Here is a 12,257-nt window from a genome sequence, read left to right as displayed (position 1 = left end):
GATCCGTGAGGGCGAGAATGCCGGGTTTCATTACATTCGGGCGCGTTCTGTTCGCCGTGATCTTCATCTACACGGGCGCGACCAAGCTGTTCGGCATTCCCGCCACCGCTGATCTGATCGCCGCCAAGGTCACGATTCCCACCATGCTCGCGCCCTACGCGGCGCAGCTCGAGGCCGCTGCCAAGATGCCGATGCCGCAGATCCTGGCGATCGCGGCCGGCGCGTTCGAGGTGCTCGCCGGTGTGATGATCGCGCTCAACTTTCTCGGGCGTTTCTTCGCGGCTCTGATGATCCTGTTCGTCGGCGCGACCATCTTCTACTTCCATGACTTCTGGAACCAGACCCCGCCCGACAACGCCAAGACCCTGATCGACGCGCTCAAGAACCTGTCGATCATCGGCGCGCTGTTCATGATCTTCGGCTACGGCAAGGGCCCGAAGGCACCGGAGCAGAGCGCCTACGGAGATATCTAGGAGGGAGCCTTAAGCGGATCGCTTCCAGGCGGTGACGCTGACGTCGTCGGCGGGATCGAGCATCAGCTGATTGGACGGCGTGTAGCCGTGGGCCGTCAGCACCTGCTGCGGCGATCGGTCGGGACCGACGCCTGGAAAGCACGGCGCGCCGCCGGGCAGGGAGACGTGGGGCGCCAGCGACAGGAAGAAGCTGTCGTAGCTGTCCATGAACATCTCGAACACGACCGGACCGCCGATCACGGCCACCGTGCCAGAGCTGACGCCCGCGGCTTCACAGGCGGCTTCGAAGGAGGCGCCCGCCGGATTCCAAAGGGTAGAGAGCGGCTTCTCCGGATCCGGCGCCAGCCCCGCGACCTTGCGGGTCACGACGATGCGCCGGCGCTTCGGCGAGTTCGGCTGGTCCTCATAGGAGTTGCGGCCATGGACGATCAGATCGGCGCCATCGAGGGCCTGGGAAAAGAATGCGGCGTCGCCGGGGAATTTCAGGGCGGGCGGCATCGCATTGTGCGCGTCGGCCAACATCCCGTCGGCCGACACGATCACGTAACCTTCGATACGAAGCTTGGTCACTGACGAAAGGAATCCTGTCTCATTCGGACACTGTCGTCACAACGCTCGAGACCGGCCTTTGGCTCACTGTCGGCAGCTTCGCGACCTTGGCGAGCTGCTCGTCATATTGCGGCAGCGACTGCACCGGCGCCTTGGCGCGCATCGCGACCACCTTGTAGCCGCCGGCCTTCAGGCGGCGCAGCATCTCGGGCAGGGCCTCGGCGGTATGCTTGTGGAAGTCGTGCATCAGGATGATGCCCTTGCCGAGCTTGTCGAGCTTCTTGAAGGTGACGTCGAGCACCGCCTGCGCATTGCGCGCCTTGAAGTCGAACGAGTCGAGATCGCAGGAGAAGATTCCGATGTTGCGGGTGCCGAGATAGGTCACCATCTCCGGCGGGTGCTGCAGGGCCGGGAAGCGGAAGAACGGCGCCGGCGAGTTGCCGCCGAGCGCCCACTTCACGGCGCTGATGCCGAGCTCGATCTCTTCCTTGCGCTGATCCTCGGTCAGCTTCTTGTTGGTCAGCGCCGCATGCGACCAGGTGTGCGTGCCGACCGTATGGCCGGCATTGTAGACCTGCTTCAGGATCTCCGGATAATAGGTCGCATGCTTGCCGATGATGAAGAAGATGCCGGTGGTGCACTGGTCGGCAAGCGCCTTGAGCACGCTGGGCGTGTTCTCCGGCCACGGGCCGTCGTCGAAGGTCAGCACGACCTCGTGATCCTTCAGGAAGTCAAGGTCCTTGAAGTGCTCGAAGCCGAAGCCTGGACCGCCGGTCGTGTCGATTTCGACGGTGCGGCCGACGCCGAGCGCCTCGGGGTTCATGCAGGGCGCGCGCGGCGGCTGGGTCTGCACCGCAGCGGCCGGAGCGGGTACGGGTGCGGCAGCAGCCGGGGTCGGTGCCGCCGCCGTGCGCTGCGCCTGCGACCACGCCACGCCAGACGTCAACAGCGAAGCCGCCAAAGAGCTCGCGAACACCAATCCTGCTGCAATCCGCATCGTGTTTCCTCGGGGTTGTTGCAACGGGAGCGCCAGTGCCGAGAGTCGCTCCGTCATCCGGCCGGGATATTAGCCCAGCAGCCGGAGTGGCGCCAAAAGGAAACGAGGCAAAAACACGGGGGAAGTTGCCGGCTTCCGCCGCATTCCTGCCGAGTGTTGCTCAGCCGTTCGCCAGCAGCCGGGCGACCGCGGTCTTGACCCGCGTCTCCGTCGGCTCGACCGAGGAGGCGAACACGTCGGCGATGTAGCCGTCACGGCCGATCAGATATTTGTGAAAGTTCCAGCGCGGCGTCTCCTTGGGCCGCGCCTCGGCGGCCCAGCGGTAGAACGGGTGGGCGTTGGAACCGGTGACCACCGCCTTGGCGGTCATCGGGAAGGTCACGCCATAGTCCTTGTTGGCCAGCTCGGCGATGTCGCCGGCGATTCCGGGCTCCTGGTTGAAGTCGTTGGACGGCACGGCAATGATCGTCAGCCCGCGCTCATGGAACTCGCTCCACAGCTTCTGGAGGCCGGTGTATTGCGGGGTGTAGCCGCACTGCGAGGCCGTGTTGACGACCAGCACCGGCTTGCCGGCGAAATCGGCGAGCCGAATCGGCTCACCGGCCAGCGCCGGGAAGGAGAAGCGGTAGGCGGTCATCTTGGTCACCGCATTGTCGGCATGAGCCGCCTGCGACGTGAGCGCCGCGCCCGACAACGAGGCGCCGATGCCGAGAACAACCATCCTGCGATTGATCATGTGAATCTCCCTGAGCAGAGCCAGCCCCGTCAGCATGAATGTGCCCGCGCTCGACCGGCCGCTGCGTGAACGGCCGCGACGTTGCGCTGGATCAGACTGCATTGCGGCACGGGATACCCCTGCGGTGGGGCGGAAAGAGGGACGTGATCGGTCTTCAGCGCAGCGAAAGGATGAAGTCCGTGCCCTCGCCGGTTTCGCCCTGGTTGATGCCTTGATCGGAGACGATCAGCGAACTTCCGGTCGACAGGGCTTCGCCGAGCCACGCCATCACGTCGGCGGGAATGGTGATGCGATCGAGCGCCTCGGCTGCGCTGCTCAGCTGAACGACCTGTTTCAGCTCGGCATCGGCGCCCGCGGACTTCTTGCCGCGCCGGACCGCCTTGGCGGCACCATCGTTCGCCGCGGTGCTCCGCGCCGAGGAGGGCAGCGAGACGACCGACCAGCGCATCGTCGCCGGATCGGCCTTGTCAGCCGTCGCGGTGAACACGTGGGTGCCGAGCGGCTTGTCGCCCGGTGCGATGGTGACCGGGATGTTGAACACCGGAGCGAAGTTCTGCCGCACGTACAGCTTCGAATCCTTGCGGCTGATGAAGATCGCGATCTGGCTGTTGCGCTTCAATTCGGGCTTGGGCGCAATCGGCTTGTCCGGCGCGGCAACACGCGACTGATCCTTGGCGAGATCGTTGGGATCGACCGCCTTCGCCGGTGCCTCTGCCGCCGGTGTGGACGGCGACGCAGGCTGGTCCGCGATCGGGGCGTCGGCAGGCTTGGACTCTACCGACTTGGACTCAGGCGGCTTGGACTCGGCAGGCTTGAGTTCGGTCGAACCGGTGGCTTCGGCATTCGATGCCTCAGCCGGCTTCTCGACAGCCGGAGCGGCCACCTGCGCAGCATTCGTTGGCTCGCTCGCCGGAGCGACGTCGCCGGGGGCAGACTTGGCCTCTGCGTCGGCGGTCGCAGGCTCAATCTTGGTCTCGGCGACACTGGGCTTCAGATCGGCAGTATTGCTTTGAACCTCCACCGGTGGCGAGCGCGATGGTTCGACGCTTGGGGAAGCATCCGAGACCATCGGTGGGAGTCCGTTGGCGTTGGCGGCGTCGGCGGTCTGCACCTGGCGCGACGCGGCGGGCGATCCTTCGCCGGAGCGCGGGCTCTCGGCATGACCGATCGTGGCGCGCAGATCCGTCGTCGCGACTGTGATCGCGGTGGTGACGGCCGCGCCCTTGTCCGACTTGATCGCCGCCGGCGCAGTCGCATCGGGTTGCACCGATGCGCTCGGCTGCGGCGCCTTCAGTGCAGCGAGCATCGGATGCGAGAAACTCGCAGGAGCCACCTCGTTCGGCGTGACCAGGACCCGGGATCCCATCCGCGTCCAGCCATAGAATCGGGTTGCAAAGCTTGGCGGCATGCGGATGCAGCCATGCGAGGCCGGGTAGCCGGGCAGTACGCCCGCATGGAGCGCGACGCCCGACCAGGTGATGCGCTGCATGAACGGCATCGGGGCGCCGCTATAGATGTTGGAGCGATGGAATTTCTGCTTCTGAATGACGCTGAACACGCCCATCGGGGTGGAATGTCCCTTCATGCCGGTCGAGACCGGCGCTTCCGCGAACAGACCGTTTGCGTCGTAGACCTTGAGCTGCTGCTTGTTGATCGACACCGCGATCGTGACCGGCCCTTGCGGCTTGGCAGCCTCCTTCTCGGTCTTCAGCTTGTCGAGGTGGCGCGCCTTGGCCTTGCGCGGCGCGGCCGGGCGTAAGGTCGGAGCAATGGTGACGGGCTGAGAGTCGTTCCAGTAGTAATAAGACGCTGCGTCAGCCTGTGAAGTCGCTGCGAGGGCAAGCGGAACTGAAACGATTGCTGCACAATAGAACCGCCCCCTGGCGGCCGCACGAACGCAGAGCATTCCGGCAAATCCTCAAGAACCATCTGGTCTTTAGTGTCGCAGACGGAGTCTGCGTTCACCAGCTTGGGGCTTCTGCCCTGCGTGATTTCGTTCCAATCGTAGCAGAAAAGCCTCACATCCCGTTAAACGGGTAGTGGAAGGTCACGGGCTGGAGCGCCTTCCTTGCAGGCATTTGTGTCCCTACATGGGCGGTATGCCGAGCATCGGCGGTATAACGGAGACCGACATGTCGTTCAGAGCCACCAAACGGTTTGATCTGTGGCTGAAAACCCTCGCTTGCCTACTGCTTATCGGATTGTCCTCGCCTGTCATCTCAGCATACGCCGCAGACGAGCCGGATCTGATCTTCCGTCGGTCGACCGTGTTCAAATTGCTCAGCCCGAATGACAAGCTCGCGACCTATGGCGTTGATGATCCAGAGGTCGAGGGCGTCGCCTGCCACTTCACGGTGCCGCAGAAGGGCGGATATGCCGGCTGGCTGGGCCTGGCCGAGGAGGTCTCCGACATCTCGCTCGCATGCCGGCAGATCGGCCCGATCAGGTTCAAGCGCAAGCTCGAACAGGCCGACGACATGTTCCGGCAGCGGCGGTCGCTGTTCTTCAAGAAGATGCAGATCGTTCGCGGCTGCGACGCCAAGCGCAACGTGCTGGTCTACATGGTCTACTCGGACAGGCTGATCGAGGGCTCGCCGAAGAACTCGACCTCCTCCGTCCCGATCATGCCTTGGGGCAAAGCCGATGACGGCGCAGTCCAGAAGTGCGGCGATTTCATTCAATAAGGGATGTGCCAAGAGACGATCGGCTGCCGAAAGCCTCGCTGGGCAATTTGTGCTTGGCGGGATCGTGGCAGCCGATCAGCCGCACCAGGCTCTGTGGGGCCGAGGCGGCGTAGCTCTCGGTCCGCTGCTGCGCCATCGGCGTAGCCAGGGAGCTGCGGCGAGATACCTTCGGCTTGGGTGTGTGCAAGCGCTTGTCCATGGTGACCCTGAGGGAGCAACGTCGTCTCCCAACGCGCCGCGCTGCTGGGTTGCCGTGGTGAGCTGGGAGGTTCACCCTGCCGGCCACGATTAACGCAAGGTCGTTAAGAAGCTCTCCGTCGGCAGATTGACGGTTGCCTTGGATGGCGCTGGCGCGGTCAAAGCGGGTGGTGCTTTAGGTCACTCTCGTTTAGATTGTATTCTGTGTCGTCGGGTGGTCGCGATGAAACGAAGCGGAGGGGCCATGAAACCATTTTGTGCCCGTGCCGCAGACCGCTTGAAACGTGAAGCGGGTATGAAAGCATCAGCGACATGCGAATCGTGTTGTCCCGGCCCGCGTGGATGACATGACAAAAAACAAGAACCAGCGGTCCACCATGTGTTTTCGACTGGATGCTGCGGCGCTTGCCGCGCTGTCGTGCCTCTTCTGGTCCTCCGTCGAGGCGCGGACGACGACCCGATTGCCAGATCTGCGCGGCGAGTTCGTACGGCTGTGTGCGCCTCATATGCTCGACCGGTGGACGCATCCCGAAGCTGTCTGCTCCTGCCTGCATGATCATGCGGCCGCGATGGTGGAGGATGCCGACTTGCGCGAGGCGCTGCTGCGCGGGATCAGCGAGACCGGCGTGCCGACCATCGAGACCGATTGGGTGCCCGCACCGAAGCGAGCGGAGATCGGTCCCACGTTCACCAAGATCGCGAAACCCGCGCTGCAGTGCATGTTCGATCCGGCCAACTGATCAGCCGCTGGGCCTGATCTCGATCAGCGTCCATCGTCCGGCGGTGCTCGTTGTCAGTCCAGGCCATATTGCGACATCAAGGACTGCACGTCCGGCCGGCGCATGATGCGCGAGATCCGGGTACTGATGGCAACCTCGTCGCTGTGTCTCGACGATCTCGCAGCAGGCTTGGGCGCAGGGCGGGCCGCTGCCGCGCCGGCGCGGGTTGGCTGATGCCGCGCAGGAGCAGGCTTTTCGGCGGACGACGAGGCGGCCGGTTGCGTCCCCGTGGCCTGTGTGGCCGCCGCGGCCGGGAGGCCGGACCGGGGCCGCGCGGCAACAGGAGCGATCGCGGGGACCAGCACCGGTGAAGCTGCGGCCGTGACCGGCGGAGTCGGGGCTGGTGCCATCGGGCGTGCTTCGGTGGTGACCGCCGCGGGGGATGTCGCGAGCACTGGATTCGACGTCTTGGCAGCTTCAGCAACGGGCGCGGCGGCCGTGAGCGAGTTGGTACGCGTCTGCGATGAAGCTGCCTCAGGCGCCGGGACGGGCGCAGCCAGTGAGGTGAGCGCCGGGGCTGGCGGCGAGATCGCCGCCGGCGGCTCGATGACCGGAAGCGGGGCGGCGATGGCGGCATTGCCTGCGGAGGCGGCCTCGCTGGTGATCTTTTCGCTGCGGTCCAACTCGGGCTTCCTGATATCGCTGGGGACATTGAGGGCCTGGGTTTGCGCGTGAGCCAGCATCTGCCGCGCGGTCATTGGTGTCTCCGCCGAAGCCGAGATCGGCAGCAGGACGGCGGTCGCGAAGGCCAGCTGCAGGGTCCTCGTTGACGATGTGAACTTGATCATGACCGGCTCCTTGCGATGTGCGATCTGCACTGGGTTCGTTCAGGCCGCTGCGCTGGCGGTCGCCCGGTCGTGGGCGATGACGACACGCTGGCCGCGCATCTTGGCGATCACCTCGTCGCGCGGGCCGAATGCCAGCGTCTTGCCGAAGGCCATCACCATGATGCGGTCAACATGCGCCAACAGCTGCGGACGGTGAGTGACGACGATCACGGTGCGACCGGCGGTCTTCGCCTGGGCCAGGGCGTGCGCCAGCGCCCGCTCGCCGTCCTCGTCGAGGTTCGAGTTCGGCTCGTCGAGGATCAAGAGCCGCGGATTGCCGTAGAGCGCGCGGGCGAGGCCGACGCGCTGCCGCATGCCGCCGGACAATGCCACGCCGCCTTCGCCGATCGGCGTGTCGTAGCCGTTGGGCAGGCGCAGGATGACCTCATGCGCGCCGGCGGCCTTGGCGGCAGCGACAACGGCTGCTTCGTCGACCTTCGCAAGCCGGGCGATGTTGTCGGCGACGGTGCCTGAGAACAGCTCGATGTCCTGCGGCAGGTAGCCGATGTGCTTGCCAAGCCGGTTTGGGTCCCATTGGCTGTAGGCGGCGCCGTCGATGCGGATCACGCCTTCGCGCAGCGGCCAGACCCCGGCCATGGCGCGCGCCATGCTCGACTTGCCGCTGGCGGAGGCGCCGACGATAGCGAGGCTCTCGCCGGCCTTGAGCGAAAAGCTGACGCCCTTGACCGAGGGGCGGCCGGCCGCCGGCGGCCACACCACGGCGTTCTCGACGTCGATGTCGCCGCGCGGCGTCGGCAGCGCCGTCGGCGCAGCCGTGACTGGCAGGGCCTGGAACAGCTCCTCCAGCCGGCGATAGGCGGAGCGAAATGCGATGATGCGCTTCCACTGCCCGACGACCTGCTCGACCGGCGCCAGCGCGCGGCCCATGATGATCGACGTCGCCATCATCGCGCCGGGCGAGATCTGCTGCTCGATCGCGAGCCAGGCGCCGATGCACAGCAGCGAGGTCTGCACCGCCATGCGCGCGAACTTGGTCACGGAATGCATCGCCGCGCCCCGCTCGACGAGGGTGCTGTGGGCATCGACCATCGCCGACTGACGGCAACTCCAGCGGTCCATGACGATGTCGCCCATGCCGAGGCCGCGCACGACCTCGCCATTGCGCAGCGCCGCCGCGACGAAGCGCGAGGCCTCGTTGGCCAGCGCGTTGGTGCGCTCGACGCTGGCGCGGGTGTAGAATTCGGTGAGCAGCGCCAGCGAGAACAGCACCGTCGCGCCGAGCAAAGAGAGGATTCCGAGATAGGCGTGCTGCAGAAAGCACAGCGCGACGAACACCGGCGTCCACGGCAGATCGCAGGCGATGGCGGCGGTGCCGCTGGAGATGCAGTCGCGGATGGTCTCGGCGTCACGGATGATCTGCTGGCCGAAGCGATGCCGCGGCGACAGCTCCGCCTTCATCATCGTCTCGAACAGCGGGTGGCGCAGCGTGCCTTCGAACTGCACGCCGGCACGGGCCAGAACGCCGGAACGGGCGAATTCGAGGACGCCATACAGCACGAGGAAAACACCGACGATGAGCGTCAGCATGACCAGCGTGCCGAGATTGCGGCTGGTGAGCACGCGGTCATAGACCTGCATGGAGTAGAGTGGCGAGGCGAGCATGCTCGCATTGATGAAGAGGCTGAGCACGAAGGTCGCGGTGAGCGCGGGAAAGCACGCGCGGAGCGCGGTTCCCAGCGGGCTTCGGGTGGTGCTCGTCATGTCGGATCCCCTTGCGATGGTGCTGGGGAGCTTGGCCTGGGCAGCCGTCGTCGACCGTGACTGACCTCACATAGCTCGAGGCGGATCTGCCGGCGCTTGAGTTGGCCGGTTGCAGCCGCTACCGGATGGATCAGCCGTGCCCAGATTTCGCACTTGCCTGAATCACAGTGACCTCATGCCTGCCGTAACCTCCCAGAACATCCGGCTCGTGTCGGGCCTCGTCCTGTTTGCCTTCGCTGCGACGCATTTTCTCAACCATGCGGTGGGTCTGTTCAGCCTCGAGGCGATGGACGAGGTGCAGGAATGGCGATTGGTCGTCACCCGATCGTGGCCGGGAATGATCGTGCTGGCGGCGGCACTGCTCGCCCATGCCGTGCTTGCGTTCACCAAGACGGTTGAGCGCGGCACGTGGCGGCTGTCCTCGTGGGAGCTTGTTCAGATCGCCACCGGATTTGCGATCCCAGTGTTGTTGCTGCCGCACGTCATCGAGACCCACATGGCTCATGCTCTGTTCGGCGTTCAGGACGGCTACCTCTATGCGCTGGCGCTGCTGTGGCCCAAGGCGACGTGGATTCAGACTGCGCTGCTGCTGCTGGTCTGGATCCACGGCTGCGTCGGCCTGCATCATTGGCTGAAATTCCGGGGCTGGTATCGCGTGATGCAGCCGCTGCTGTTCGTCCTCGCCGTCGCGCTGCCGTTGGCGGCGCTGATGGGCTTCGTGGTGTCTGGACGCGCCGTCGCCGCGCTGCTCGGCAATCCCGGCATGGCCGAGCAGATGCGCGAGGTCACCCATTGGCCGAGCGAACTCGACGCCAAGTGGATTGCCCTGCTGCAGGTTTCGGCGCAGATCGCGGCCGTCGCGCTGCTCGTTGCAGGCGTGACGATCATCGTGTTCCGCCACGTCGCATCGCTCGCAGCGCCGAAGATTGCCGTTGCCGTCACGGGCGGCGCTACGGTGCAGGCCGCGGTCGGTCCGACGCTGCTGGAGATCGTCGGCAGTCATGGGCTGTCGCTCCAGGCCGAATGCGGCGGCCGCGCCCGCTGCGGTCTCTGCCGCGTCCGGGTCGATGAAGGAGCGGAGACGTTGGCGCCGCCCGGCCACGCGGAGCGTGTCATGCTCGCCGAATTGGCGGCACCGGTGAATGTGCGCCTGGCCTGCCAGATCCGCCCTGGGGCGCCGCTGACGATCACGCGTCTCGTCGGCGGCCAACGAGAGGAGAGGGTGCCCGCCGTCGACGGCCTCCAGGCTGAGCGCCGCGCGGTGTGTCTGGTTCATGTTCGGGTCCGCGCGGTGGCGACCATCGCGCGCGACCGGTTGCCCTCCGACCTCGGCTTCATGATGAACGAGATCTTCGGCGCCATTGGCGGAGCCATCGAAGCCCGGTCCGGGCGCATCGATCGTTTCCTCGGCGACGGCGTGCTCGCCGTCTTCGGCGAGGAGCAGGGAGCAGAACAAGGCTGCCGCGATGCGCTGCAGGCGATCGGCGCCATGGACGTGGTCATGGACCGCGTCAACGAAAAGATCGCCGCGGAGATCGGTCGGCCCGTGGAGCTGGCGATTGGTGCTCACCTTGGCGACATCGTTGTCGGGCAACTGACCCTTGGACGCACCTCGCAGGTGGCTGTGCTCGGACTTGGGACGGAGTGGCCGGCGCTTCTGGCTGAATTGGCGGAGACCAGAGGCTGGCAGCTCGCAATGTCCGGGGGCGTGGCGACAGCTGCCGGCCTTGTTGATCTGGATGGAGCGATGCGTGAGAGGCTTGCCGATCCCGAACAGGGTCGCGAACTGGACGCCATCGGCGTGCGGCGTGCCCGCGACCTTGCAGTCGTTGCGGGCACGCCACCGGCGCGGTCGGTATAGGTGCTCTCGGCTCATTTCTCACGGAACGTCTTGGCGAGCGTGTTGAGCAGCGGGCCGACCAGATATTCGAGCACGGTGCGCTCTCCCGTGGAGATGATGACGTCGGCCTGCATGCCCGGCAGGATTTTCTCGGCGATCTCGGGCGGGATGGTCGAATAGTCGATCACCACGCGCGCCGAATAGTAGCTCTGTTTGCTCGCCTCGTCGGACATCGCGTCCGCCGAGACGCTCGTGACCTTGCCGAAGATCGTCGGCGTGGTGCGCGAGGAGAAATTGGAGAAGCGCACCTCGGCCCTCTGGCCGATCGCGACGCTCTCGATGTCGCGCGGCGAGACGTGCGCCATCACGTCGACGCCTTCGCCGACCGGAACGATCTCGGCGAGCGTATCGCCGGGCTTCACGACGGCGCCGACGGTGTGGACTTTCATGTTCATGACGATGCCGTCGCGCTCGGCGCGGATGTCGACCCGGCGCAGCACGTCCTCGGCGATGACCAGCTTCTCGCGCAGGTCCGACAGCTTGGCCCGGGTGCCGTCGAGCTGCTGGCCGACCTCGGTCAGATATTTCTGCAGCGTCTGATCGATCTGCAGGCGCGTCTGTGCCGCCGTCTGCGTCAGCCGCGCGACGTCGGCCTGCGCCTGGCCGAGGTCGCCTTCGACGCGGGCGCGCTCGCGTTCCAGCTCAAGGAACTTGTTGCGCGGATAATAGCCTGCGGCGACGGCCGGGCGCACATTGTTCATCTGCGTCTCGAAGCTCGCGAGCTGCGCGGAGAGCGCTGCGCGCTGGCGGTCGCGGCCGGCGAGCTCCTGCTGCTGCTGGGCGATCTGCGAGTTGAGGATGTTGATCTGGCTGATCAGGCCATTGCGACGCTCGACGAACAACCGCTGCTGGTCGGCGATGGCAAGCGCCGCCTCCGGCACGTTCTGGCGGTTGAGCAGCGCGTCGGGAAATGTGACCATCCGCGCATTGCCGCGCTCGGCGAGCAGGCGCGCCTCCTCGGCCAGCGCCGCGTCCATCTGCTTGCGCAGGAGGTCGGTGTTGGCCTGGGCCTCCGTCGGCTGCAGCCGAAACAGCAGGTCGCCGCGATGCACGGCGTGAGTTTCCTTGGCCAGAATCTCCCTGATGATTCCGCCCTCACGGTGCTGAACCACCTTGTGATCGCCGGAGACGGACACGGTGCCCGGTGCGATCGCCGCACGATCGAGCGGCGCATAGGCCGCCCACACGCCGAAGCCGCCGAACACCAGCGCAATCGACAGATAGCCGAGCAGGGCGTAGCGGCTGAAATCGGCCTTGACCGGCTGCGGCCGGTCGGCCGCTTCGAAGAAGCCGTGATCCTGCACCGCTGACATCGACATGCTGCGTCCCCGAGATTGTCCGTGGGGCAGGAGCATCGTCGATGCACAGATTCAGGACTGTGCGGAAGGTCAC

The 12,257-nt window shown here is 65.8% G+C and carries 11 protein-coding genes; 4 read left to right on the top strand and 7 right to left on the bottom strand.

Translation table 11 applies throughout. The features are described from left to right. Positions 1–17 precede the first annotated feature (17 nt). Positions 18–473 carry a DoxX family protein gene (locus QX010_RS17790; protein WP_316180868.1) on the top strand — a complete coding sequence of 152 codons (456 nt, stop codon included), beginning with the start codon at positions 18–20 and terminating at the stop codon, positions 471–473. Between the two features lie 9 nt (positions 474–482). Here QX010_RS17790 and QX010_RS17785 read toward each other — a convergent pair whose 3' ends face one another. The 4 genes from QX010_RS17785 to QX010_RS17770 all read right to left on the bottom strand — a co-directional run bounded on the left by QX010_RS17785 (position 483) and on the right by QX010_RS17770 (position 4,661). Then, positions 483–1,043, bottom strand: a complete 561-nt coding sequence (locus QX010_RS17785; RefSeq protein ID WP_316180866.1) for a dihydrofolate reductase family protein — start codon at positions 1,041–1,043, stop codon at positions 483–485. A 19-nt stretch (positions 1,044–1,062) separates the two neighbouring features. Continuing rightward, positions 1,063–2,019 (bottom strand): polysaccharide deacetylase family protein, encoded by a 957-nt coding sequence (locus tag QX010_RS17780; protein WP_315800249.1) that lies wholly within the window; start codon positions 2,017–2,019, stop codon positions 1,063–1,065. Between the two features lie 160 nt (positions 2,020–2,179). Next, positions 2,180–2,755: a glutathione peroxidase gene (locus tag QX010_RS17775; RefSeq protein WP_316180865.1), complete on the bottom strand. Its 576-nt coding sequence runs from the start codon at positions 2,753–2,755 to the stop codon at positions 2,180–2,182. Between the two features lie 154 nt (positions 2,756–2,909). Beyond that, positions 2,910–4,661 (bottom strand): L,D-transpeptidase, encoded by a 1,752-nt coding sequence (locus tag QX010_RS17770; RefSeq protein WP_316180863.1) that lies wholly within the window; start codon positions 4,659–4,661, stop codon positions 2,910–2,912. A 226-nt stretch (positions 4,662–4,887) separates the two neighbouring features. Between QX010_RS17770 and QX010_RS17765 the strand changes: the two genes are divergently transcribed. Beyond that, positions 4,888–5,439, top strand: a complete 552-nt coding sequence (locus QX010_RS17765) for a CreA family protein (protein ID WP_315800246.1) — start codon at positions 4,888–4,890, stop codon at positions 5,437–5,439. 575 nt (positions 5,440–6,014) lie between these two features. Then, on the top strand, positions 6,015–6,377 hold the full coding sequence (locus QX010_RS17760) for a hypothetical protein (RefSeq protein ID WP_316181020.1): 363 nt from the start codon (positions 6,015–6,017) through the stop codon (positions 6,375–6,377). Positions 6,378–6,430: 53 nt separating this feature from the next. On the opposite strand, the gene QX010_RS17755 is transcribed toward QX010_RS17760, so the two are convergent. Together QX010_RS17755 and QX010_RS17750 are read right to left on the bottom strand one after the other, a co-directional pair. Beyond that, the gene (locus QX010_RS17755; RefSeq protein ID WP_316180861.1) at positions 6,431–7,204 is read right to left on the bottom strand and encodes a hypothetical protein; all 774 of its coding nucleotides are present in this window, start codon (positions 7,202–7,204) and stop codon (positions 6,431–6,433) included. Between the two features lie 39 nt (positions 7,205–7,243). Continuing rightward, positions 7,244–8,965: a type I secretion system permease/ATPase gene (locus tag QX010_RS17750; RefSeq protein WP_316180858.1), complete on the bottom strand. Its 1,722-nt coding sequence runs from the start codon at positions 8,963–8,965 to the stop codon at positions 7,244–7,246. A 136-nt stretch (positions 8,966–9,101) separates the two neighbouring features. Between QX010_RS17750 and QX010_RS17745 the strand changes: the two genes are divergently transcribed. Then, on the top strand, positions 9,102–10,826 hold the full coding sequence (locus QX010_RS17745) for an adenylate/guanylate cyclase domain-containing protein (protein ID WP_316180857.1): 1,725 nt from the start codon (positions 9,102–9,104) through the stop codon (positions 10,824–10,826). A gap of 11 nt (positions 10,827–10,837) precedes the next feature. Here QX010_RS17745 and QX010_RS17740 read toward each other — a convergent pair whose 3' ends face one another. Further along, positions 10,838–12,184, bottom strand: a complete 1,347-nt coding sequence (locus QX010_RS17740) for an HlyD family type I secretion periplasmic adaptor subunit (protein WP_315800241.1) — start codon at positions 12,182–12,184, stop codon at positions 10,838–10,840. Positions 12,185–12,257: the final 73 nt, after the last annotated feature.

Source organism: Bradyrhizobium sp. SZCCHNRI1009 (assembly GCF_032487575.1).
GTDB lineage: Bacteria > Pseudomonadota > Alphaproteobacteria > Rhizobiales > Xanthobacteraceae > Bradyrhizobium.
Note: the sequence above shows the minus strand (reverse complement) of the source record. Positions and strands in the feature narration are given on the sequence as shown.

Bases quoted from the DNA above. Each gene is read 5' to 3' on its own strand.
- QX010_RS17750 (WP_316180858.1), bottom strand. From the start codon at position 8,965: ATGACGAGCACCACCCGAAGCCCGCTGGGAACCGCGCTCCGCGCGTGC.
- QX010_RS17775 (WP_316180865.1), bottom strand. From the start codon at position 2,755: ATGATCAATCGCAGGATGGTTGTTCTCGGCATCGGCGCCTCGTTGTCG.
- QX010_RS17770 (WP_316180863.1), bottom strand. From the start codon at position 4,661: ATGCTCTGCGTTCGTGCGGCCGCCAGGGGGCGGTTCTATTGTGCAGCA.
- QX010_RS17765 (WP_315800246.1), top strand. From the start codon at position 4,888: ATGTCGTTCAGAGCCACCAAACGGTTTGATCTGTGGCTGAAAACCCTC.
- QX010_RS17780 (WP_315800249.1), bottom strand. From the start codon at position 2,019: ATGCGGATTGCAGCAGGATTGGTGTTCGCGAGCTCTTTGGCGGCTTCG.
- QX010_RS17760 (WP_316181020.1), top strand. From the start codon at position 6,015: ATGTGTTTTCGACTGGATGCTGCGGCGCTTGCCGCGCTGTCGTGCCTC.
- QX010_RS17755 (WP_316180861.1), bottom strand. From the start codon at position 7,204: ATGATCAAGTTCACATCGTCAACGAGGACCCTGCAGCTGGCCTTCGCG.
- QX010_RS17790 (WP_316180868.1), top strand. From the start codon at position 18: ATGCCGGGTTTCATTACATTCGGGCGCGTTCTGTTCGCCGTGATCTTC.
- QX010_RS17740 (WP_315800241.1), bottom strand. From the start codon at position 12,184: ATGTCGATGTCAGCGGTGCAGGATCACGGCTTCTTCGAAGCGGCCGAC.